This is a genomic window from Anoxybacillus sp. FSL W8-1294 (assembly GCF_037965005.1).
Lineage (GTDB): Bacteria > Bacillota > Bacilli > Bacillales > Anoxybacillaceae > Anoxybacillus > Anoxybacillus flavithermus_G.
Map to the genome: position 1 here is coordinate 1,584,102 of NZ_CP150179.1, position 24,355 is coordinate 1,608,456.

At 41.2% G+C, this 24,355-nt stretch carries 21 protein-coding genes, 2 pseudogenes and 1 CRISPR repeat array; of the genes and pseudogenes, 5 read left to right on the plus strand and 18 right to left on the minus strand.

What is annotated here, in order from left to right; all coding sequences use genetic code 11:
- Nucleotides 1-83 precede the first annotated feature (83 nt).
- Together NSQ23_RS08475 and NSQ23_RS08480 are read left to right on the plus strand one after the other, a co-directional pair.
- Nucleotides 84-1,334 (plus strand): sensor histidine kinase, encoded by a 1,251-nt coding sequence (locus NSQ23_RS08475; protein ID WP_339170151.1) that lies wholly within the window; start codon nt 84-86, stop codon nt 1,332-1,334.
- Between the two features lie 15 nt (nt 1,335-1,349).
- Complete coding sequence (locus NSQ23_RS08480) at nt 1,350-2,240, plus strand: response regulator (RefSeq protein WP_004890771.1); 891 nt, start codon at nt 1,350-1,352, stop codon at nt 2,238-2,240.
- A 29-nt stretch (nt 2,241-2,269) separates the two neighbouring features.
- Here the strand turns inward: NSQ23_RS08480 and NSQ23_RS08485 are convergent, their stop codons facing one another.
- The gene (locus NSQ23_RS08485; protein WP_339170155.1) at nt 2,270-2,674 is read right to left on the minus strand and encodes an ATP-binding protein; all 405 of its coding nucleotides are present in this window, start codon (nt 2,672-2,674) and stop codon (nt 2,270-2,272) included.
- A gap of 236 nt (nt 2,675-2,910) precedes the next feature.
- Nucleotides 2,911-3,345, minus strand: a pseudogene (locus NSQ23_RS08490) (PTS transporter subunit EIIC); the annotation flags it as partial.
- 226 nt (nt 3,346-3,571) lie between these two features.
- Here NSQ23_RS08490 and NSQ23_RS08495 point away from each other — a divergent pair.
- Nucleotides 3,572-4,336 (plus strand): CAP domain-containing protein, encoded by a 765-nt coding sequence (locus tag NSQ23_RS08495; RefSeq protein WP_171700087.1) that lies wholly within the window; start codon nt 3,572-3,574, stop codon nt 4,334-4,336.
- A 36-nt stretch (nt 4,337-4,372) separates the two neighbouring features.
- On the opposite strand, the gene NSQ23_RS08500 is transcribed toward NSQ23_RS08495, so the two are convergent.
- The 12 genes from NSQ23_RS08500 to NSQ23_RS08555 all read right to left on the minus strand — a co-directional run bounded on the left by NSQ23_RS08500 (nt 4,373) and on the right by NSQ23_RS08555 (nt 21,465).
- The gene (locus NSQ23_RS08500) at nt 4,373-6,433 is read right to left on the minus strand and encodes a GDYXXLXY domain-containing protein (protein ID WP_339170160.1); all 2,061 of its coding nucleotides are present in this window, start codon (nt 6,431-6,433) and stop codon (nt 4,373-4,375) included.
- Between the two features lie 64 nt (nt 6,434-6,497).
- The gene (locus NSQ23_RS08505; RefSeq protein WP_164970107.1) at nt 6,498-7,268 is read right to left on the minus strand and encodes an IclR family transcriptional regulator; all 771 of its coding nucleotides are present in this window, start codon (nt 7,266-7,268) and stop codon (nt 6,498-6,500) included.
- Nucleotides 7,269-7,327: 59 nt separating this feature from the next.
- On the minus strand, nt 7,328-9,511 hold the full coding sequence (locus NSQ23_RS08510; RefSeq protein ID WP_339170163.1) for a malate synthase G: 2,184 nt from the start codon (nt 9,509-9,511) through the stop codon (nt 7,328-7,330).
- Nucleotides 9,512-9,643: 132 nt separating this feature from the next.
- Nucleotides 9,644-9,826 (minus strand): hypothetical protein, encoded by a 183-nt coding sequence (locus NSQ23_RS08515; protein ID WP_155116428.1) that lies wholly within the window; start codon nt 9,824-9,826, stop codon nt 9,644-9,646.
- A 14-nt stretch (nt 9,827-9,840) separates the two neighbouring features.
- Nucleotides 9,841-12,317: a CRISPR direct-repeat array (repeat unit 37 nt; unit sequence GTTTCAATCCTCACCCAGCTTTTATGCTGGGTGCAAC).
- Between the two features lie 222 nt (nt 12,318-12,539).
- On the minus strand, nt 12,540-12,830 hold the full coding sequence (gene cas2, locus NSQ23_RS08520) for a CRISPR-associated endonuclease Cas2 (RefSeq protein WP_004890789.1): 291 nt from the start codon (nt 12,828-12,830) through the stop codon (nt 12,540-12,542).
- A 6-nt stretch (nt 12,831-12,836) separates the two neighbouring features.
- On the minus strand, nt 12,837-13,868 hold the full coding sequence (gene cas1c / locus NSQ23_RS08525; protein WP_192949376.1) for a type I-C CRISPR-associated endonuclease Cas1c: 1,032 nt from the start codon (nt 13,866-13,868) through the stop codon (nt 12,837-12,839).
- A complete protein-coding gene (gene cas4, locus NSQ23_RS08530) occupies nt 13,865-14,476 on the minus strand; it encodes a CRISPR-associated protein Cas4 (protein WP_004890794.1) in 612 nt (203 codons plus the stop codon). Before cas4 ends, cas1c begins: the two co-directional genes overlap by 4 nt.
- Before the next feature lie 22 nt (nt 14,477-14,498).
- Entirely contained in the window at nt 14,499-15,614 is a 1,116-nt protein-coding gene (gene cas7c / locus NSQ23_RS08535) for a type I-C CRISPR-associated protein Cas7/Csd2 (RefSeq protein WP_004890797.1), read from the minus strand.
- Nucleotides 15,611-17,386 carry a type I-C CRISPR-associated protein Cas8c/Csd1 gene (cas8c, locus tag NSQ23_RS08540; RefSeq protein WP_339170169.1) on the minus strand — a complete coding sequence of 592 codons (1,776 nt, stop codon included), beginning with the start codon at nt 17,384-17,386 and terminating at the stop codon, nt 15,611-15,613. The genes cas7c and cas8c overlap by 4 nt, the downstream gene beginning before the upstream one ends.
- A complete protein-coding gene (gene cas5c, locus NSQ23_RS08545) occupies nt 17,367-18,077 on the minus strand; it encodes a type I-C CRISPR-associated protein Cas5c (RefSeq protein WP_035018693.1) in 711 nt (236 codons plus the stop codon). The genes cas8c and cas5c overlap by 20 nt, the downstream gene beginning before the upstream one ends.
- A 19-nt stretch (nt 18,078-18,096) precedes the next feature.
- Nucleotides 18,097-20,289, minus strand: a complete 2,193-nt coding sequence (gene cas3, locus NSQ23_RS08550; protein WP_192949375.1) for a CRISPR-associated helicase Cas3' — start codon at nt 20,287-20,289, stop codon at nt 18,097-18,099.
- 588 nt (nt 20,290-20,877) lie between these two features.
- On the minus strand, nt 20,878-21,465 hold the full coding sequence (locus NSQ23_RS08555; RefSeq protein ID WP_339170172.1) for a cell wall hydrolase: 588 nt from the start codon (nt 21,463-21,465) through the stop codon (nt 20,878-20,880).
- Nucleotides 21,466-21,743: 278 nt separating this feature from the next.
- Here NSQ23_RS08555 and ric point away from each other — a divergent pair, with 278 nt between their 5' ends.
- Nucleotides 21,744-22,448, plus strand: coding sequence for an iron-sulfur cluster repair di-iron protein (gene ric / locus NSQ23_RS08560; RefSeq protein ID WP_064213990.1), 705 nt, complete (start codon nt 21,744-21,746; stop codon nt 22,446-22,448).
- Between the two features lie 40 nt (nt 22,449-22,488).
- Here the strand turns inward: ric and NSQ23_RS08565 are convergent.
- The 4 genes and pseudogenes from NSQ23_RS08565 to NSQ23_RS08580 all read right to left on the minus strand — a co-directional run.
- Nucleotides 22,489-22,755 (minus strand): annotated as a pseudogene (locus NSQ23_RS08565) (GTP 3',8-cyclase MoaA); the annotation flags it as partial.
- 106 nt (nt 22,756-22,861) lie between these two features.
- Nucleotides 22,862-23,128 (minus strand): hypothetical protein, encoded by a 267-nt coding sequence (locus tag NSQ23_RS08570; RefSeq protein ID WP_339170174.1) that lies wholly within the window; start codon nt 23,126-23,128, stop codon nt 22,862-22,864.
- A complete protein-coding gene (locus NSQ23_RS08575) occupies nt 23,128-23,745 on the minus strand; it encodes a molybdenum cofactor guanylyltransferase (RefSeq protein WP_339170176.1) in 618 nt (205 codons plus the stop codon). The genes NSQ23_RS08570 and NSQ23_RS08575 overlap by 1 nt, the downstream gene beginning before the upstream one ends.
- A gap of 65 nt (nt 23,746-23,810) precedes the next feature.
- Nucleotides 23,811-24,044 carry a DUF2249 domain-containing protein gene (locus NSQ23_RS08580; RefSeq protein WP_183184666.1) on the minus strand — a complete coding sequence of 78 codons (234 nt, stop codon included), beginning with the start codon at nt 24,042-24,044 and terminating at the stop codon, nt 23,811-23,813.
- A gap of 126 nt (nt 24,045-24,170) precedes the next feature.
- Between NSQ23_RS08580 and NSQ23_RS08585 the strand changes: the two genes are divergently transcribed.
- A complete protein-coding gene (locus NSQ23_RS08585; RefSeq protein WP_284693473.1) occupies nt 24,171-24,302 on the plus strand; it encodes a hypothetical protein in 132 nt (43 codons plus the stop codon).
- Nucleotides 24,303-24,355 lie beyond the last annotated feature (53 nt).

Consider the following 24,355-nt stretch of genomic DNA (forward strand, 5'->3'; position numbering starts at 1 on the left):
AAAAACTCCAATAAAAACAATCTTTACAAGAACATCCAACGGCTGATACGATAAAAATAAATGAAAAACATGGGAGATCACCTATGCGCGAACGAATGCTACCAATCTTCCTTCTTATCATCGCTACCGCTTTCTTCGGAGAAATGAAAGTAAATCCGTTTGAGAGTTCGTTTCGCTTTTCACTTGGAAGCGCCGTTTTCTTTTTCGGGCTTATTTGGTTTCGAACAGTGCCGGTTATATGGACGGGTGTGTTGACAGGGCTTTTTATTTCCTTGTTTCGTACAAGCATTGACCTACTAATGAAAGACGTCTCTTGGAGCGACAGCCTGCTTTCTCATCTGCCGGCTGCGTGCTATTATGTCGCTTTTTCCCTATTTGTTCATGTGCTTCGTCTCCGTAATTATATGGAGCTTCCCATTTATGTGGCGTTGCTTGGCGCAAGCATTGATTTCGCTTCAAATATCGTTGAGCTGTTTGTTCGCCATCTAACAGGCGAAACGATCGCCATGACGCATGAAACGTTTTTTATGCTTATTTTATTCGGAATTTTACGAAGTTTTTGTGTTGTCGGACTATATAACATATTAATGATTCAGCAAATGCAAACGTTAGGAGAAGCGCGACGACAAGAGATTGAACGGCTTGTCATGATGAACGCCAGCCTCTATGAAGAAGCATTTTACTTACGTAAGTCAATGAGCCATATGGAAGACATTACACGCAAAAGCTATGAGCTATATACAAGGTTAATAGACGGTCAAACGATTGAGCCAAGTATGGCGCTCTATATCGCCGAACATGTCCACGAAGTAAAAAAAGATTCGCAGCGCATTTTAGCTGGTCTATCAGAATTAATTAACCAAGAACGGCGAGATTTATACTTATCAATCTCTGAACTTTGCGGCATGGTCGTTCGTGCGAATAAAAAATACGCGGAATTGTTGAAAAAAGAAATTATTTTTCAATGGACGTGCGATCTCGACTTATCGACGCGGCACGTTTACGCTCTTCTTTCCGTCTTAAATAATTTAGTTGCCAATGCGGTAGAAGCGATTCCGTCATCAGGATGGATTGATCTTCGCGCTGAACTTGATGGCGAGGATATCGTCTTTATTGTTACTGATTCCGGTCTCGGAATCCCAGAAGACGAACGGGATTGGGTGTTTCAGCTCGGCTTTACGACAAAATACGATGAACACGGCAACCCGTCCACTGGCATTGGGCTGACGCACGCAAAAGAAATTGTTCATAGTTTCAACGGAAAAATCACATTAACAACCGATGAGAACGGTCGGACACAGTTTCAAGTCAACATTCCTAGCAAACAACTATGATAAGGGGAGGATGCCATGCGCTTTTTTCTCATTGAAGATGACGCAGTTGTAAGAAAAATGTTAGAAAAAATCATTCATGAAAGCGGGCTTGGGGAAGTCGTTGGACAAGCCGAAGACGGGCTGCACGTATCGATCGATCAGCTATATGGTGTTGACGTTGTGCTGATCGATTTGCTTATGCCAGGGCTTGACGGCATTCAAACGATCAAAAAGTTGCGTGCTCAAGGGTTTACCGGTCCATTTGTTATGATTTCTCAAGTAGAAAATAAAGAAATGATTGGCCAAGCGTATCTTCACGGCATCGATACATACATTCATAAACCGATTAATCGTTACGAAGTCGTCTCCGTTTTAAAACGGGTCGCCGATTACCTTTCTGTTGCTTCATCGCTTGACTCGATTCGTCGTCTCGTGCAAACGTTAGAAAATACAAAGCAACCAACAGCCACCAATCATGAACCAACGCTCGAACAAAAAGCCCGACAGCTTCTTCTCGTTTTAGGCATCGCTGGCGAAGCAGGAACAGCCGACTTATTAGCTATTATACGTTGGCTTTTTGAGCAAGAACAGCAAGGGAGATCCATTCATGACTTGCCACCATTAAAAGAGCTATATGCCCAAACATTGCAGCGGGTATATAAAGAGGAACCATTAGTTCAAAAAGAAATACGTGCCATGGAACAACGCATTCGCCGCATGGTGTTACAAGCGTTTACACATTTATCATCGCTCGGATTAGCTGACTACACAAACCCGACATTTGAACATTTCGCTCCACGCTTGTTTGACTTTGAAGAAATTCGCCTGCGCATGCAAGAGTTAGAAGCTGGGGAAAAAGCAACAAAATGTCGCATTAACGTAAAAAAATTTTTAACCGCTTTTTATATGGAGATAAAAAATGGATAGAAAAAGGTGCCCGTAACGGACACCTTTTTCTATTCTTCTTTTCGCCCAATCGGCAAGCTGATGACAAACGTCGTGCCTTTTTCCGAACTGTCATAAAGCGCAATAGTTCCGCCATGGTTTTCAACAATTCGTTTGACAATCGTTAACCCTAAGCCTGTCCCTAACGGTTTCGTTGTCATAAAATGCAAACTATAAATAAAAAGTAGAGACAGGCAAACGGAAGACTCTAAAGTGAAAGCATTCCCATTAGGTGGTAAATATATCACATACCTACTTAACAAAACTGCCGAGCTAGCAAACAACAATAACAACAACCACTGCTCTTTCACATGCACACTAGAAAATGGCCATACGTATAGAAATAATGCACACCCAAACAAAGAAATGAGCGTCACATATAGTGTGCAAATAATCGTTTCATGAAATGTATTCACCTATCTGTAATAGTTTGACTCTATCATTCTATGGAAAACAACGACAATAAGCAACAGGGGTTTTTTATGATCGTTTATCCCTAAAAAGCCATTGATGAGATATAATAAAAAAAGATAAAGGAGTGAAGAAGATGTTCATGCTTCCTAAAAATCGATCAAAGCACTAGTATGTCTTTTTCTTTGTACACTAGCCGGTTCTCGTTTGTTACTTGACATCTCCATGTATTTTAAACAAATGTGAGCGCTCCACCAATAATACCTGCTGAAAAGTTGTTCACTAACATTTCAAAACCTTGTTTGACTTTTCCGTGGAATAGCTTGTCAAACTGTTTGATTGCATATCCTCCAAGTGGACCCATAATCATGGCCCCTAAAAACATCGGAATGTCTGAACCGACAATAACCCCCATCGTTGCGGTTGCACCGACGACACCACCGCGAACGTCATAAATCATTTTTCCGCCTGTATAACCGATTAATAATGGCAATAAATACGTAATCATTGGGCCAACTAATTTAGCGAATGTTTCATTTGGCAACCAACCTGTTGGGATGAATAATGCAGTAATAATTCCCCACGCAATAAATGCCCCAATGTTTGGCATAATCATTCCGCTTAAATAACTGCCAAAACGTTGCACTTTCACACGAAAACCTGTTTGATTTTCCATGTTCTCTCCTCCTTTGTTTATTTGGTCTTGCTATAGCTTTATATTAAAGCGCTTACAGATTGTATTCAATTTAAAGTAAATATCATTTTGTCTGTCACAATCTTGTCATTTTTAAAAAACAAAAAGAGGAAAAAACATTTCTCAACCATTCCCATCTTTAGTTTGCCTCATCATTGTAAAAACTAACGGTGCATGACGATGAAATATGCCAAGGAGGGATGAGGAAATGATAGCAAAGTTGACAAAATCTATTGCCGCTTTAAGTTTACTTGCCATTGTTGGCTGTAACAACGCAATGGATATGAACAATCGTTCAAACATTTCTGCTTTGCATACAACGCTATCTAGCGATCAATATCCTCATACAAAAGCGATATTGATTCAAGAAGCTCGTTATAAATTTGTTCCAATCGATCCGAAAGACGCAGCCAATCTGCGCACACAAATTGAACGATCGTTGATGGAACAGCAAAGAATGTATATGCAACCAAGACCTTATACGCCAGCACCAAACGCGTATCAACGTCCGAATCAGGTAACGCCGGCACAACCGAACAGACAAACACAACAACCAGCTCAGCAGCAACCAAGACAGACAACACCGACAACAAGTATTAGCCAATATGCACAACAAGTCATTGATTTGACAAATAGAGAACGTGCTCGGGCAGGACTTCCAGCCTTACGTGCTGATGCCCAACTTAGCTCTGTTGCTCAGAAAAAATCGGAAGATATGCGAAAAAATAATTATTTCTCGCATACAAGCCCAACATACGGATCTCCGTTTGATATGATGCGCGATTTTGGCGTTTCTTATCGGACAGCAGGGGAAAACATCGCAAAAGGGCAACGGACACCACAAGAGGTTGTCAACGCATGGATGAATAGCGCAGGACACCGAGCGAACATTTTAAATCGTAACTTTACGCATATCGGTGTCGGATTTGACGGAAACGGAAATTATTGGACACAAATGTTTATTGGGAAATAAGAAACTCGCCGTCTCGGTGTGAGGCGGCGGGTCTTCTCACTGCTCAACAATTTTCTCTAACAACGCATCTCCTGTCTTACTCACGCGTACATATGCAAAGCGAGCGCGCTGTTGTATGTCTCCCCCTGTTTTTTCAGGGACAAAATACGTTTCAATTCCATAAATGATCGTATCTCCATATATATTTCCGTTTACTAATACATCCCCTTCTTGATACATATCCCCATTTCGTTTTTTTCCATTAACCGAATAAATACCGACAAATCGATGAACCCCCGTATCATCTTTTCGTAAAATAACTTGAACTTTGCCCCATTCATCAATCCCTTCAATTGTTGAAATATCGTATTGAAGACGAACATAATCTCCTTGAATAAGTGAACGTGGATCGATGGGCTCAAGCTGCAGTTTGATTTGCTCACCATGCCGAATATGTCGTTCCTTATCAAATGTCACATACGCGATAAATACAACTTGTAAGGTGATGACGACCAAAAGGAGTAACCATTTTTGTTCACGGACAGAAAACGAAATCGCTTTTCTTTTTTGTACGACCGAAGCAACGATCAATAAACATATACCAACAATCGCTAACGTCATGGATTTATGCAATAAACTCCAAACCCACTCATAATACTTTAGAATCAAAAACAAAAAAGTATATAACCAAGCAATCGATTGTTCCTTTTCATTTGTACGGAAAAAGAGAACAAAGGCAACAAAGCAAAGAAACAGTACGTTCCATACAACATACATCCAATCCATCTCAACTAAATCAGCACTCGTCAATAACAGAAACGAAGTGAATGAAAAAATGAGGAACACGAGTCGCTCATACGTATGTTTTGTAACCCAATAAATAATGCCGTAAAAAACAAATACAGCAAATAGCGTGAAACGAATGTCGCTCCATTCATCAAGCATCATCATAGCAGCATAAAGCGAAACAGCGATATTCGTCATCGTTCGCACACCTGCTGGCATACGCCACGCAACAATAAATAATCCAGCGATATATACACTAATTACGATAAAGGAAACCTCTGTTACGCTAAACGCACCGAGCGTATATCCAATCGCAAGCAACGTATAGCGAACAACATCATCCCATCTTTTCCATAACAACCCAGGAACAACAAATAAAAAAACAGATATACTAAACAACCAATAAGGAGAAAACACATCAAACCAAAACGATAATAACTGCATAATACTTCCAATCGCAATGACCGAAGCAACCCCTGTGACAATGATTTGAAAAGCGACAAGGAAAACTTTTTCTACTTTTCCGTTGCTTCGCTTTTTCATCCAACGAAGCACATAAATGCCTATATAAACGATGATGATAGCTAATACAAGCCCAAATATATACCAATTTCCTCCAAAATATCGATCGACGAAACGAAAATATTGAATAACGGAAAACATGCCTGCGAACAGCAAAGTACATAGAAAATACGGTTGTTTCCTTACATATAATAAAAACAGCACAAACATGAGTGCATACACGTATGGCCAAAAATGAAACTGATTCATTGAAATTCCTTGCACAAATACAACAAATAACCAACTATGCATCGCGAAATACGATAGAACAGACAAGATGGATGAGCGCCCAAGAAGTGCAATCATTCCATTTATTACAGCAAAAAGCAATAAAATAAAAAACGACTGCCATTCTCCACGTTCAATTTGATACGAAGACGGAAAATAGTAAAACCAAAATGTAAGCTGCAGCAACCCAAAACTGAATATAGAGAGAAATCGACCGCGAGTAAGCCATGCCAAAATAGCAGTAGGAATAAACCAAATAAAAAACAACAAAAAGCTATCAGCGTGTGAATTATACACTTGCCCAATTAATGCAACACAAATCCCGAACGTAATCGCTCCAAAAATAAGCAACCATTTACTAAAAAAATGATGGCGAAAAACCGTGGCGCTCAGGCCATAAAACAAAATCATAAACCCAGCACCAATCCCGACTTTCGTCAACCGTCCAAGCTCCGGCCAATTCGAAGCAAAAAAATAAACAAGTGCTGAAACGAGAAACAAAAGCCCAAGCAAGTAGGTTGTTTTCACAACACGTTGTACCATAAAGCGACCTCCTTAAACTTCGCTTTCTTACTATTATACTATAGTTGGAGACCGTACGTATACGTCATTTATCAATATACCCAAGCCGCTCAGAAATTTGTTTTCCAATCGCTTTCATTTGTATGCGAAGTTGTTCTAGTCGTTCATCAGTCATTCGAATCGTCGGTCCAGAAACGCTGACTGCTGCAACAACTTGCTTTGTGTGATCAAAAATAGGCACAGCTATACAACGGATGCCGTACTCGTTTTCCTCTAAATCGAGCGCATAACCGCGTTTTCGAACACATTCAAGTTCATGAAACAACACCTCTCGCTCTGTAATCGTATAATCTGTATGTGGCGGTAGTCCTTTTCTTTCTAAAATGTCCATGACAACGTGCTTTGGTAAGTGCGCTAAAATCGCTTTCCCGACAGCCGTACAATGCATCGGTGCTCGCTTTCCAACTTTCGAATGCATGCGCAACGTTTCATTTCCGTCCAATTTTTCAATATAAATCACCTCACCTTGATCGTACACAACAAGATGCACCACTTCGTTCGTCATTTGTTCTAACTCACGTAAATACGGCTTTGCTTCTTTACGCAAATCAATCGATTCCAACAACTTCGAGCTCATTTCTAAAAATTTATAACCAAGTTTATAACGCTCTGTTTCTTCATCTTGTTCGATATACCCATGCTCAACAAGCGTTGATAATAACCGATACACCGAGCTTTTATGAATGCCAATTTGCTTAGCAATTTCGGTTACCCCTACGCCATGACGATAGTTGCTTACCATATCGACAATTTGCAATGCTCGGCTGACTGATTTCACAAACGAATCTTCCCTCATTACGTTTCCCACCTTTAACATAATAACGAGGGCACTCGTATAGAATGCCCTCCATCTTACTATTGTTTTACATGTGCATATTTTGCTTTTGCTTCTAAACGGCGGCGATGTAAGATTGGCTCCGTATAGCCGTTTGGCTGCTCATAGCCTTTAAAAACAAGATCGCACGCAGCTTGGAAAGCAACTGAATTGTCATAATCAACCGACATTGGCCGATATGCTGGGTCGTCTGCGTTTTGTTCATCAACAACTTTCGCCATTCGCTTTAGCGTTTCAAGTACTTGTTCTTTCGTACAAATGCCATGATGCAACCAGTTGGCAATATGTTGACTTGAAATACGCAACGTTGCACGATCTTCCATGAGACCGATGTTATGAATATCCGGTACTTTCGAACATCCAATCCCTTGATCAATCCAACGAACGACGTAACCGAGAATACCTTGTGCGTTGTTATCTAACTCTTGTTGAATCTCTTCTGGCGTCCATTGCGGATTGATAGCGACAGGAATTTGTAAAATATCATCACGATAGTTCTTTACATCCTTTTTCAATTCGTCTTGTACCGCGAATACATCTACTTGATGGTAATGAAGCGCATGTAACGTCGCTGCTGTTGGGGACGGTACCCACGCTGTATTTGCTCCCGCTTGAAGATGGGCGATTTTTTGCTTCACCATCTCTGCCATCATATCTGGCATTGCCCACATTCCTTTACCAATTTGAGCACGTCCTTGAAAGCCTGTCGCCAATCCCACACTAACGTTTGATTTTTCATAGCCTTGCAGCCATGTTGATGATTTCATTTCGTTTTTCCGAATCATCGGACCCGCTTCCATAGACGTATGAATTTCATCTCCTGTGCGATCTAAAAAGCCTGTATTAATAAAAACAATTCTATCTCTTACTTGATAAATACAATTTTTTAAATTCAACGTTGTCCGTCGTTCTTCATCCATTACACCAATTTTAATCGTGTTGCGTTCAAGACCGAGCATATCTTCCACACGATCAAATAATTCGTTCGCAAATGCTACTTCTTCTGAACCGTGCATTTTTGGCTTTACAATATAAATCGAACCTTTTCTTGAATTGACGTATTTTCCATTACCAAGAAGCGAATGTTTCATAATTAACGTCGTCACAACCGCATCTAAAATACCTTCATACACTTCTTCTCCGTTTTCAAGCAAAATTGTATTGTTTGTCATTAAATGTCCGACGTTGCGTACAAACATAAGTGAGCGTCCTGGCAATGTGAACGTTTCTCCACTTGGCGTTGTATATACACGATCTGGATTTAGCTCGCGTGTAACCGTTTTGCTTCCTTTCGCGAAGCTCGCCGTTAAATCACCTCGAACTAAACCGAGCAAATTGCGATATACAAGTACTTTATCTTCCGCGTCTACTGCGGCAACGGAATCTTCACAATCCATAATTGTTGTTAAAGCTGCTTCTACATAAACGTCCTTTATCCCTGCTAGATCAGTCTGCCCGATCGGATGGTTACGATCCACTTGTATTTCAATATGTAGACCATTATTTTTTAACAAAATGGCAGACGGTTGCTCAGGCGAACCTTGGTACCCGACAAATTTCTCCTCATCTCGTAACGTTGTCGCTTGCCCATCTTTTACCGTTACGGTTAACACGCCGTTTACGACAGCATATTGAACGGCATCTTTATGCGAATATCCGCGAAGTGGTACCGTTTCATCTAAAAAAGTGCGAACGTAAGCGATGACTTTTTCACCGCGCACCGGATTATATCCTTTCCCGCGTTCCGCACCATTTTCTTCACTAATGACATCTGTTCCATACAACGCATCGTACAAACTTCCCCAACGAGCGTTAGCTGCGTTCAGTGCATAGCGCGCATTTGTAATCGGAACAACTAATTGCGGTCCTGCCTGTTTAGCAATTTCATCATCGACATTTTCTGTCGTAATTTCAAAGTCCTCGACTTCCGGCTCTAAATAGCCGATTTCCTGTAAAAACGATTTATATTGTTCAAAATTGAACTGCGAACGATGTTGTTTATGCCATTCATGAATTTTTTCTTGCAGCTCATCGCGTTTGGCAAGCAACGCTTTATTTTTTGGTGTTAACTCATTAATGAGTTGCTCAAAGTTTTTCCAAAATTTATCTTTATCTACTTGGCTATTTGGCAATACTTCTTCAACGATAAATTCATAAAACAACTTAGCGACTTGCAAACGTCCAACTTGTACATATTCCCCCATCATTATTCCCCTTTCTTTTTTGTTGCGTATTACGAAACATAGTTTCAAATTCCTTGAGAATATCATATCATATAAAAACAGAAAATTTCAATAATTTTCTTACAAATAAATGAGGCGGGAAAAGCCCCGCCTTTACTTGTAAATTCCATATTTTATAATATTCACATATTCCTCTAACTCCCGTACAAGCAAATCCCCTTGCCGAATGGGATCATATTGTTTATGTTTATACAGTTGCATGTACTTATTTGATAATTGTTCCACGATCAACATCGTCATGCGCACGACAGTTTCAGCACATACGTTATTACGCAATACTTCCTTCTGCAGTTTCAATCCTCACCCAGCTTTTATGCTGGGTGCAACAACAGGGGGGTATATCATGTTTCAGCTGGAAAATGTTTCAATCCTCACCCAGCTTTTATGCTGGGTGCAACATCACAACACGCTCATTTTGCGGATTTTCTGGTCTTGTTTCAATCCTCACCCAGCTTTTATGCTGGGTGCAACCCAAAAGCGATTAAGGCTAAAATTAACAAGATGAGGTTTCAATCCTCACCCAGCTTTTATGCTGGGTGCAACACGGATTGATTATAACAGGAAACTACAACAAATTGTTTCAATCCTCACCCAGCTTTTATGCTGGGTGCAACTTATGTTTGCGTCGATTGTTGGGCAAGCGGTGAAGCTGTTTCAATCCTCACCCAGCTTTTATGCTGGGTGCAACGCTTCCGCCTCATGAACGTGCACCGATGAAGCAGTTTCAATCCTCACCCAGCTTTTATGCTGGGTGCAACATCTTGATGCCGTACTATTGGGGTGAAGATAGCGAGGTTTCAATCCTCACCCAGCTTTTATGCTGGGTGCAACACATAAGCTACTGACAGAAAAAGAGCAGGAATGTGTTTCAATCCTCACCCAGCTTTTATGCTGGGTGCAACGCGCAAAAAACGAATTCAATACCTTGAAAATGAGTTAAGTTTCAATCCTCACCCAGCTTTTATGCTGGGTGCAACAACATCCCATCGTCGATACGGTGATACACTTGTGTTTCAATCCTCACCCAGCTTTTATGCTGGGTGCAACAAGGTTGTGCTTCGCGATCCTGTCATTCTTCTTGTTTCAATCCTCACCCAGCTTTTATGCTGGGTGCAACCAGCATGGGTTGCGAAAGGTTTTATATGGTGCACATGTTTCAATCCTCACCCAGCTTTTATGCTGGGTGCAACTTTGGAGATTAAAACGCTCATCATTCAGCAAATGTTTCAATCCTCACCCAGCTTTTATGCTGGGTGCAACATCATATGTTTTCTCTTCAACTCTTGAAAAAGTGTTTCAATCCTCACCCAGCTTTTATGCTGGGTGCAACGTTTTAATTTTTTGACCAACGTTGGCCGACTTTCACCGTTTCAATCCTCACCCAGCTTTTATGCTGGGTGCAACGCGCAAAAAACGAATTCAATACCTTGAAAATGAGTTAAGTTTCAATCCTCACCCAGCTTTTATGCTGGGTGCAACAACATCCCATCGTCGATACGGTGATACACTTGTGTTTCAATCCTCACCCAGCTTTTATGCTGGGTGCAACAAGGTTGTGCTTCGCGATCCTGTCATTCTTCTTGTTTCAATCCTCACCCAGCTTTTATGCTGGGTGCAACCAGCATGGGTTGCGAAAGGTTTTATATGGTGCACATGTTTCAATCCTCACCCAGCTTTTATGCTGGGTGCAACTTTGGAGATTAAAACGCTCATCATTCAGCAAATGTTTCAATCCTCACCCAGCTTTTATGCTGGGTGCAACATCATATGTTTTCTCTTCAACTCTTGAAAAAGTGTTTCAATCCTCACCCAGCTTTTATGCTGGGTGCAACGTTTTAATTTTTTGACCAACGTTGGCCGACTTTCACCGTTTCAATCCTCACCCAGCTTTTATGCTGGGTGCAACACGCCGTTCCCCGAAGGAACCGCTTCACGTCACCGTGTTTCAATCCTCACCCAGCTTTTATGCTGGGTGCAACTTTGCCATTAGATCACCTCTTTTTGTTACATTGTATGTTTCAATCCTCACCCAGCTTTTATGCTGGGTGCAACGAGCGCAATGCACGTTTAGACCATCTAATGTGTTTGTTTCAATCCTCACCCAGCTTTTATGCTGGGTGCAACATCGGAGCGGTGGAAGTTTTCGATATGAGCAAATTGTTTCAATCCTCACCCAGCTTTTATGCTGGGTGCAACTCACTTTATCTGTTAATGGTCTTACTTTTTTATCAGTTTCAATCCTCACCCAGCTTTTATGCTGGGTGCAACCCAATGCGGGTAATACAATTAACGGTCGATCATCGAGTTTCAATCCTCACCCAGCTTTTATGCTGGGTGCAACTCAAAATGACCAGACCAATAACCATAGAGTACCAGAGTTTCAATCCTCACCCAGCTTTTATGCTGGGTGCAACTCGAAACACAATTTAGGTTTTATCGCAGTTGTTGGTGTTTCAATCCTCACCCAGCTTTTATGCTGGGTGCAACCAGAAAGCAAAAGCCAATCGTCTTTAATAGCAACGTTTCAATCCTCACCCAGCTTTTATGCTGGGTGCAACCTTGATGATATTTTGAAAGATTGCAAGAACGTGTTTCAATCCTCACCCAGCTTTTATGCTGGGTGCAACGCAAACCCATCCGAAATATTACGAATTACAGTAGTTTCAATCCTCACCCAGCTTTTATGCTGGGTGCAACTTTAAAAAATTTAAATCTAAATAAAAAATACTAGTTTCAATCCTCACCCAGCTTTTATGCTGGGTGCAACTGCCTACGCTTCAATCCTATGCGTGAAGCAAGTGTAAAAGTATAAAAACGCGAACTGTTTTGTCTGGTGTGCATTGTGGCTAAAGATAGTCTCTGATGAATTTTTGGATCTTCGCTTTACTAAGCCTTTTTTACTCATCGCGATCCTCCTGATTGTTTACTATTGCTTTATGTTCGCGCACCAAAATTCATAACTGCTACACATATTGTATATGTTCTACTCTTACAAAATAATCGGATCATTATAATCAATGTAATGGTCCTTTCCATAGGAGCGAACTGCTTTGGATCGTTGACCATATAACGTATATATTCGTAAGCTATCTTTTTCTAGATCAATAACTTTCAACAATTGATGTTCCATTTCTTCCAACTGCGCTTGGCTGACATTACACTCGAAAACAGATTTTTGCACACGTTGTCCAAAATTTTGACAAATAGTTGCTACTTTTCGTAATCGTTTTTGACCATCTGACTCCAATGTCTCAACATCATATGTCACTAAAATATCCACTAGTAATCACCTCATGATAAACGGCACGTATTCATCTATATCTCCACGCAAATGTCGGGCTAATAGTCGAGCGTGTACGTGGGGCAGTAACCCCAATGGAACTTTTTGGTTTATAATAGGGTGTTGGATCTCTTCTTGTTTCCTCTTTTGATAAGCAGCCAAAAATGTTCTTCTTCCTTTTTCATTCAAAAATACAGCCCCACCTGGACGCATGTCAAAATCGCTTTTATCTAGTTGTTTTCGATTAATTAATGTCAAAACAAAACGGTCTGCTAAGTATGGCCGAAACTCCTCAACAAGATCCAATCCCAACGATGGTTTTCCTGGCCGCAGTGCATGCAAATAGCCAATCTGTGGATCCAGCCCCACGCCCTCTAGAGCTGAAATGCAATCTTGCGTCAAAATGCTATAAGCAAAAGACAAACATGCATTGATTGGATCACGCGGAGGACGACGGGATCTTACGGTAAAGGCAAAAAACTCGTCTTCATCCGACCTTATAAGCGATGTAAATGATTCAAAGTACACAGATGAAGCATACCCTTCAACTCCCCGCAGTTCATCTAACGTGGTTTGTTTTGCGATATTTCGCAAGCTCTGATTCAGCTGTTTTACCGATTGTTCTAAGCGTGGACGTTGCTCCGGATAATCACGCATCGCCCGCTGTAGTACGCTCTTGCTGTTGCGAATCTTGCCAAACACAAAACGTGAAGCAATATGCAATATTTGTTGTTCATCTTCTAACACTCGATGTTGTGCTCTCCGAAGCAACACGTTCCCATTCGTCCTCCCTACTGCTCGAGCTAAAAAACGACCGTATGCATCATACCAAATAACAGAGATACCTCGATTGACACATTTACCGAGCAAATATGGGCTGATAGAAACATGTCCAAACATAACAATGGCACCAATGTGGTGAATAGGAACTTGTAATGTTTTTGTGCCCTCCACCTCGACAACAATTGTTTCATGATCAAGACGCAAATACGCCTGTGGCGTCTGAATGTATAGTGTGTTTAACAATACTCTAATCACTGTCCATTCTCCTCGTTCATCCATACAATCACATTAGCAGGAACTTGTGGCATGCAAACGTCTTGTAACGAGCAATCGCGACACCTCGCATCGTTAACGGGTGGCGGCAGTTGCTCGTTTTTCAACATTTTCCTTACACTCTGTATTATTTCTTCCGTTAGTTTCCGTAACTCCTGTGTCATGTCGATTTCTAATCGTCTTCTTGACTGGTAATAGTATAAAGCCCCTTTCGTCACGGGCCGATTAAACATTTCTTCTAAACAAAGAGCTTGAGCGATCAGCTGTACTATGTCTGCCTGCTTTGTCTTTCTCTTTCCGACTTTGTACTCAACTGGGTATGGTGTTCCATCAGAAAAAAATTCAACACAATCTGCTTTTCCCATGACCCCGAGACGCTCAGACCAAATGGGGAGCGCTCGTTCAATTCTTTTGTCCCCTAATTGTTCCCCTTCTGGTTTATCAACACGCTCATGTACCCGGTTTCCCCGAAGTGTAAATACGTTTTCCTCAAATGTCTGTTCAAGATGGATTAAGGCACATTGACGTGGACAATATACATAATGTTGCAAAGCAGATAGCATAATCCATTCATCTTCGTTCCAACACATGGGATCAATCCTTTTCCAACGTTTATACGAGACGCGTCACTGTGACGCCAGGGAATCGTTCAAGTGGGACATCTTTTTGTCCATCATCCACAGGTCCGAGCAATACATAATCATTGAACGACCGTGGCGCTTCGGCTTGACAGCGCTCTACTCTGACCAATTCAAACAGCTTGTGAGCTGCCGCCGTCCCCTTGGCATTTTCATGACTGAAAATATACAAACCTCTCACATTCATCTCGCCTCGGGCTGCAGAATGATCAAATGTAAATAAATGAATGAGTGCATCCCAAAAATTAGCTAGATCTTCCGCAGTAACTCCTGTTTTCTCCCCGAAAAATGGATTGTAAAATCCATGCAAGCGATACAAGCCGTATGGAATTAACGGCTTTCTTCCCATCTCCGTTTGTTTTCTGTGGCGATCCGACTCTTTAGTGATCGCTGAGCGTGTAATGGTTAAATCCCATGGAAATACCGGGTCAATTGATCGAGAAAATGTCAGTTGCATTGGACCACGCACTTGACCAGCATTTAGTCCTGTTGACATAACAGCACCGAACATACGAATATCATAGTATTTTTGGCACAAAGCGTATTGCGCTTTTTGGCGCGTTTGTTCATCAATTTTCGTATTTTTTGCAGCTTGTACTAAACGCTTTGCGATATTTCGCAACATGGATTCGAGTTGCTTTTTAAGCCCCGCTTCTTCGAGACCTTCAGTGAGTTTTTTGCGAATATCAGCTTCTTTGACATCCTCCCCTGTATAAATGATTCGTCCCTCCTCGAGCTCCACTCCTTTCTCTTCCAGCTGGGTAATCCAATCGATCAGCAATTCATTTTCTCTTTCTTCTTTGCTTAAATTTATCTCAGCAAACTGTACGCCAATTTCTTGATACGCTTGAAAAATGACTGTATTTAACGCTGTTTGGCTTTGAATAAAAATTGGTTTACCTAAAACCGTTGCAGCGTAGTCTCTAATTTTCCGCTTAATAGCAACGTCAGTTACGATACCATGCATCGTTTCTGGATCAACACGGGGCATATTTCCAGCATCCGGATCTCCGTTTGGGTTTCCATCCTTTACGTCGAATAGCAGTACAAACTCATGTCTTTTTTTCGGATCTATATAGCGTTCTGTCATGATTTTTCCCCCTCTTTATTTGTTTGATTTTTTGGACGGTGTTTGCTAAATTCTGCGCGCTGATGATAAAATCCAAGAGCAAATTCTGCTTGCCCTCTTAAATTCAAGGTTATCGGAAATCCTCCACATTCATCCAATTGCTTCATGACTTCCTCGAGTAAACTTCTAAGCTCAACAGACACTTTCGAAAGATGAGCCGTCGTTGAAAGTCGTAGCAACGAACCAAATGTTGATGCTGGAGCGGTTGAAGCAGCGCCGTAAAAACGATCGACAATTGTGCTCCCAATTCGGTATCCGGAAGCACGCAACTGAATTTCTTCCAATATCGCCAATAAGCGGCCGCAAATATAAGATGGCTGTGAATAATGAATGTTCAAAGATTCCATTGTACTTGCTTCCTCCTTTCCATAAGTCAAAGATAGTTTTAATAAGCATGCTAGGGCATGATATTTCCATGCCTCTTTCACTTCGCCTAACACTTTCGGCAAGCGAAAACGTTGAAGAGCTAATGACAATAGTTCAGCAGGGGGCAAAGCTCCTTGGTAAATTGTACGCAAATATTGACGCACTAAACTTGGAGACATATCAACCGCCTGAATCAATGTGGCTAGCGGCAACAAACGACCATTTTCTCCATTTGTCTGAACAATACGCAAAGCCGTTGTATACCGTTCCAAATGTACAAGCAACTGGGAAATGGATGTATGAATCCACTCACGAACGACTAATCTCGCTTTATTGGCAGAAAGAACGGCCATGTGAAAAGATGTCTTATCTAAATGAAACGCCTGTTCCCGCCCCGTTTTCGGAAGAGAAAGTAATTCTTCCAACTGCTTCAACTCAGGGGGAGGTGCCAAGTCGTATATCTCGTCTTCAAAAGATTGTAGTTCAAGTATGGAAGCGAACACACTCTCATCGATTTGTATTTCGCCTCGTTTTCCTTCATTCGTAGAATCATTGATCCAATATACAGCCATTTGGGCTTGCAAAGTGTCTTTCTTTTTTTTGTCCCTGTATAACTCTGTATGATGTTTATCTTCCCGCAACAAGTAATTGAAAACGTCTACGGTCAACGTTGCACAATGAAAACATATAGGGGCATTATTCGTCTGATCTTTACCCATCGATTCAAATGCTCTTTCATTAAAGGTTGTTAATCCACGCCGTTGACTAAATAGTGAAATCCCACTTGGAAAAATACGCACATAAGGGGCGTAGTTTCTACAAATCGTACAGTAGTTTCTATCATTAGACACCAGCTCTTGCTCTAAATGTCGAACCCAGAATCGTTGGATTTTCGGATGTTCACAAATCAGTGATTCTTCATCTACTTGAAATGTGACAATATCTCTTGGTTTGATCGATTGAAAAAACTGTACTTTCAAAGGGCTGTGAAGAAAGTCAAGAATTTTTTTTAGTTCTGGCATACTTGTCTGCTCATAAGCCTCTCTTATAAGCTCGACATAGCCCTGATGCATAAGCTGTGCTTCATCAATCTTTTTTGATTCTTTATTTTCTGGAATGCCCAACACATATCGTGCATCGTCGACTAATAAATACGGCTTCAAGTTTTTCTCGGACACTTGTCCTGACCTTTGGCGAATCGGAGCTTCGATCATGCGATATTCCCCTTTTTCAAACGGACCTTTTAAATAAGGGGTTTCTCCACTTAAATCAATAATCCAATTGATTTGTTTTTTTTCATAGCAAAGAGGAGGCATTTTCTTTTCTGTCTGCAACTTAGTGGCAAACTCAATCAACTCGTAAAGCATCTTGTCCCTCCAATGCATACAGTTGCTCATATGTTTCTTTTGGAACACGTAGCCAACCGTTTTCTACTTTTGCTTCAAAAAAGAGCGGCTTCGCAAATCCCGCCGCCGTTCGTGTACCTGTCTCATCATGGCGGATAAACTCCATTTCTTTTCTAGAATCATCTTCAATAAAAGCAAAATCAAATAACATCGTGCCAATGTCCATATTGATTGGCTGAACAACATCATCTACGTCTATAGATGAAAAGTAAGCGGCAAACTCCCTCGTTCCTAAATATGGCGTATGATGGCACTGCCCTCTCTCAACCCGGCGGTTAAACTGATCTCGGTATTTTGCCGCTGGATCAACCGCGCGATTTGTTAACACGATCTCTGCAATAATCCAATAGGCGACGCTTTTTAAAATCAAGCTCGTGCGCTGGGCGCGGACACTTTCAATCACGATCGGACTTTCGTTTTGCTTGCTTGTGACTTCGTTGCGCAAAATTGCTTGCTGCCCCCCCAAACTCAAAATCCCGATCTTTCGAATCTCGTAACGAAATTCCGGTTTCCAAAAAATCGCTTCCAATATTCCCCGCGCTGCGCTTGGCGTCATGATAGGATAGCTAATGCGCTCTACTTTGAACTCTGGTCTTGTAAAACAAGCGTAATCCCCCCACACTTTTACTTGCACTTTTGCTTGACGTTGCATCATATTATCACCTTTCTTTTTATCCAATTAGACTGAACGGATCATGAACTTCTTCTATAATTCCTAACCGTTCATCATAATCACCGAGCCATTCATAAACATTATCCGCCACTTCACGCAACCATCCATCTTTTTCTTTTTTCTCTGCCTCAAAACGATACAACTGGATCATATATGGTTGCAAACGGCGAAACGAATAGCGGGACGGAGAAGATTCCCACATTCGCAAGCATTTCAATGCCTCTGCATATGGAACGATAACGGAAACCGTATCCTGATCAATAAGGCGATATTTTTCAGCAACTAATGGATAATCAAGTGTTTCCCGATCTTTTTGTATGTTTTTCGAATCCACATCCACCGCAGCGAATAGACGGCGAAAATATTCACGAAATATATTTGGGTTATACAAATCTTCAGGTTGCCTTTGAGCCAATAAAAATCGCGCTGTTTCCATGGCTGTTTTATACGGACCTTTTGGACTTGGCATTTCTTTTGTTTCAAAAATAATTACTTTCCCCTTGTCAATCTTTCCTTCACGATTGCAACGCCCTGCTGCTTGGACGATCCGATCAAGCGGTCCCATTTGCCGCATGACGATAGGAAAATCTAAGTCAACTCCTGCTTCAACAACTTGCGTGCTAATTAGACGAATTGACTCATTCTTCCGCAGACGCTCACGCACTTCATCTAAAATTCGCCGACGATGCGCTCCGCAAAGAAGAGTGGACAGATGAAATACCCCCTCATCTTCTCGAAGGAGTTCAACACACTCTCTCGCCTCTTTTCTCGTATTAAACACAACTAACAATTGTTTTTGTTGCCGAATGAAGTGCACAAGCTCTTGCATTGAAATAGGTGTTTTCCATACGTCATATTCCACGCGTTTCATTTGCTGAAAGTGTTTGTCTACTAGCAGTGATGGCACGATCTCACTTACTTCTATTCGTGAGAACACATTCAAAAACTTGCTTTCTTCAAAAAACGGCTGAGTAGCACTTGATAAAACAACCGTTGTTTTACAATGCTTGACTAGCATAGTAAGTGCGTCTAATGTGGGCTTCAACAACTCAGCTGGTAGCGATTGAATTTCATCAAGAATAATTACACTGTTCGCTAAGTTATGCAGTTTGCGCACTTTGCTTGGCCGGTTGCTGAATAAGCTATCAAACAACTGTACCGTCGTTGTGACGATGAGAGGCACGTCCCAATTTTCAGCCGACAAACGTTGCTGGATAATTTGTTCTTCTCCAGTTTCCCTCTGATCATCTACTTCAACTTGGCTATGGTGTTCGAGCACTGCATCATTCCCGAAAATATCGCGATACACGTTTGCTGTTTGTTCAATAATGCTTGTATACGGAATCGCGACAATGACGCGATCGAGACGATGCTCCATAGCATGTTTCAGCGCAAAAGCCAGACTACTTCTTGTTTTTCCTCCTCCAGTTGGCACTGTCAAACGAAACATCCCTTGTGGCTTGGTTGCAGCATAAATACATTCCTCATATACTTCTCTTCGCACCCGATTGACGACTGTATCATCAGCTTCTTTAGTCAATCTCGTCTGATTGGCAACAAAACCGTTCCATAAACTTTCTATAGAAACCAATGGTTGACGGGATTGAGACAGTTCTGGTTGGAAATGTCGCTCTGTATCTAAATAATCGGCATCGACGAGCGCTGAAAAGACAAGACGAATCCACATCTCTCTTTCTGTTTCAGAACATGGCAAAGTGTCGATCCCCGACCGCATCGAAGGAAATACGAACTCTTTTAAGAACAGTTCAGCCTGCTGTAAAATTTCTGAAAAATGGGCGAAATTTTTTTTCAAATTCTCTTTTAAAGTGAGAGATAAATAAAAAGATGAGTTCAAACCTGCATGATGACCGGCAATCGGCAAGGCAAACCATTTCCAAATGTGTGGATGTTTTAACTTTTCATAATACAGCTGATACATAAAAGCCGCCCCCCAAATTGCATGAGGAACACTTCGGGCATTCTCTCCATCTTCCTTTCTTTTTAAGTATGTTTGGAAAAGGGGATGAAACTTGCCGAGATCGTGTAAAAGTCCACATAAATAAGCTACTCTTCCACCTTGAAAAGGCTCAGCAAACGACCGTGCCAATTCCGCTACGCTTAACAAATGATCTTTCAAGTAATGCCATTCTTGATCATTTTTCCGTGGGGTATGAGCATATACATTATCCATCTTCGTTTCGACTCCATCACATGTTTTTCGTTATATTTCGACTAATATATTTATAATATTTCGACTAATATATTCATAATCCTCCTAAATAAAAAGTTTCTTTAATTTTAACATATATTTTTTCTGCACATTAGTCGAATAATGTCGAGTATGTACTCCGCTTTATGTTCACCTTTTCGGGCACGATATTTCCCACATTAGTCGAATAATGTCGAGTATGTACTATGAGTCGGAATTAAAAAAGTTACGAATTTAGTTGCCCTGCAGCGGAAGAAAAAAACAATCAAGTATTACAAGTTTCGATTCATCGAGAGGTCTTTGAGGAAATAGGAAAGTCTTTGAACTTATTCGGCCTTTCCCCATTGAACGAAGTTTTTCGGAAAGTAAAAAACTCCACCAGCTACGTTTTGCACGTTACATGGGGTCCCACACGTACAGGAGTTTGAATCACTGTCATAATCTAAAACGTGAAAAAGCAGATCCTCTTCAATCTCAAGATATAGACTTAAATCACCAGAAATAAAAAAGGCTGAAAAAGTTCACAGTTCTCGTGAACTTTTTCAGCGCTCTCCACCTACATAGAAAAAACTATTTCGCAAATACATGATTTCCAATAACAACTGTCACTTGACGTGAACGGATCCATTCGCTTTTCGCCGTTTTTGGATTGTAAAAATATAATGATCCGCTTCCTAAACCGCGAAAAGCAATGGCTTCTTCAACCGCTCGATATGCTTCACGATCTGCTGGTTTGTTAATCTCGCCATTTTGTACAGGAGTAAACGCATAATATCCCCCTGAACGCTCATAAATGACTTGGCGAATTGTATTTGGAAAATTCGGGTGGTCGACACGATTCAACACGACTGTAGCAACCGCCACCTTTCCTGCAAACGGCTCTCCTTTTGCTTCCGCATGAACGAGGCGAGCTAACAAATCTTTATCGGCTTGAGAAATAGGTTGCGGAATACGCAACGCTTCACCAACGAATAAAATATCGGATTGTTTTTGATTGATTCGTTGAAGCTCTAGCAATGAAACATTGTAACTTTTTGCAATCGTCCAAAACGTTTCACCTGGCTTTACATAATGAACTGTCGTTTGTGCAGCTACTTCATTTGTTGAAAAACAAAAAGCTGCTACAAAGACAGAAGCAAGTGCTAATAATCTCCTCATGTTATCCCTCCTAGTCCGTTGCTCGCTTATAAGACTAGCAGGGATTTAGCAATCTATCATTATCTAATTTATGGAAAACACCCGGATCATATGGCGCTCAAAGCCCGAGAAGGTATATGGAAATTTATTCATAAACTATTATACTTTCAATATGAACAGTTTATTTGTCAAAGTTTTTTCCAAAATCACAAGAATCATGTGATGAGCATCACAACAAACAGACAAAAAAGAAGATATGATTACATTGTAAATATCAATACATTTCGGAGGAGAAAATTATGGAAAATATATTCAATGCACAATCGACGGTCGGTGAAATTGTGGCGATGTTCCCAAAAGCGGGCGATTTGTTTAAAGCATATAAAATTGATTTTTGTTGTGGTGGAAATCGTTCCTTATCTGAAGTGCTCGCTGAAAAACAATTAGATATAGAAACAATTTTAAGCGAGCTACAATCACTGTATGAAAAATCGCTCGAAAAGGTAGAAAAAAACTGGATGGAGGCTTCCTATACAGAATTAATCGATCATATTATCCAAAAACACCACCGTTTTTTAATGGAGGAATTGCCACAGCTCAGCCCGTACGTGACAAAAGTATTGCGCGTGCACGGACCAGAACAGCCGCATTTAGTGCAAGTGCATAAACTGTTCAACGATTTAAAAGCCGATCTAGAGCAACATTTAATGAAAGAAGAAACAAAAGCATTTCCATTAATCATCCAATTCGAACAAAATCCGACAAAAGAAAATGAACAAGCGATGAGAGAAGTTATTGAAGAACTTGTTACCGAACACGATACGGCAGGAGATATTATTAAAGAAATTCGCAAAATCACGAACGATTTTACACCACCTTTTGATGCATGTGGAACGTATCGACTAGTTTACAATCGGCTTGAAGCGCTAGAGGAAGATCTATTCACTCATATTCATCTTGAAAACAATATTCTCTTTCCACGCATTCTTGCTAATGCGAAATAATCAGTAAAACAGGATCGCTTGATAAAAGCGATCCCATTTTTTATCCACCAATATAGGACATTTCGATTTTCTTGCGCATTTTCGCGGTTTGCTCCGTTCGCTCATCCGAATAACGATCGGTTCGCTTGTTCCACGTATCAACAATAAGCTGTTTCAGCGCTGTTCGATCTGCTCCTTGGCGCAACAGTTGTTTCAATGATACCCCTTCCGTAGCGAACAAGCACGTATAAAGCGTCCCATTAGCAGCAATGCGCGCTCGTGTACAGCTTTGGCAAAAAGATTCCGTCACCGAGGAAATAAAGCCGACCAAGCATAAATTCTTTATCCATCATTATTTTACGCATCGTTCTATTTTCACTATAGGAAACAACCGTTCATCGCTCTGTGACATCGCCCACACAACAAAAACGGTATTACGAACAAGTATACCATATCAATCGGAAAAACAATGCCCGAAAACGATCTAATACGTCGCGATTTACTTCTGTTTGTATGCGTTGTTTAATCTCTGCCACAAGCATGCGCAACAAATCATGGTCACGCTTCAGCATAGCGATTGTTTCTACTAGCTGTGGCTCCCCCTCTACCTTCTCCTTATAAAACCCTTCTTCTTCCGACTGGGCATGGTCGATAATGCGCATTTCCCAATGTTCGACAGAAAGGAGGCGTGTGATGTTCATCACAACTCTTTTTCTGTCACAATATCGCCACATTCTGTTGCGTAGTTCATGTTGCGAAAAACGCGTGGCTCTTCGGAAAAGTCCGTTTCATTTACATAGCGAACGCAACGTTTTTCCAGCAATAAAAACATCCGGTTATTTCCCGCCATCACCAGTTGTTCCATATCGGCAACCACTCGACGATGGTATGCACCAACAAGCGGTTGAACGCGCCCAAAATGAGCGGAAACAACGATATCGAACGAATCATTGATACAGGAAACCATTTTTTCAATCATCCGGTCTGTTATGTACGGCATATCGCACGGAAGGACAAATACCCAGTCCGCCTCCGTTTGCTTCATGACGGTATAAATGCCAGCAAGCGGGCCTTGGCCACGGTATTTTTCGTCATTGACAATCACTTTTTCGCTTGCTTCTTGTTGAAAGCGTGCCACAAGCGTCGGATGGCTGACAATATATAGTTCTTCGACAGATGGACGCAACGCTTCAACCGCGCGTTGAAAAAAATACACGCCATTTTGCTTTGCAAACGCCTTCGGGCTGCCAAAACGGCGTGATTCTCCCCCTGCCAAAATCGCCCCGACCATTCGGAACACCGCAATCACCTCGTCCATTTTTGCTTCACTTTACCATGTCAAACGAAAAAAGAAAAGGTTCCCGTTGAACCGGGAACCTTTTGTTATTTTTTTCCAATGGCGACACGCCAGACGTCTGGACCTTCTTCTAAATATTCCCACGTGAACTGTCCTTCTCGCTCCATCATAAATTGGTAATGAAGCGGACGCGGGTCATGGTCGTTCGTTAACTCCATCACTTCTCCTGATTTTAAGCTGTCAAATAAACGGAAAATCGCTGGATGTCTATCTTTCGGTTCATATGCAGGTGCATAAATTTTTGCAGCAAATTGGCTCATAAAACGAACCCCCTTTATAGTATAATGATCTATATACACATCATAACGGCTAGAGGTTGTCCATGAAGTGACAGGCGTCACAGTCCGTTATGAAAAATCTCAATACGTTTGAAAGGGGAATAGCCCTTGGAAGAGTTCGTCGGCTTTTGTGCAAAGTGCGGCAAACCGATTCATTGTTTATCCGGTTTTTTAAACGGTGTCATTAGCGGCGAAAAAGAAACGTTGTATTGCTTTGAGTGCTATGAGAAAAAGACATAAAAAACATTAGCGAGGGAGGATCCCGAATCCTCTTTTTTTTAAACAAAATTGTC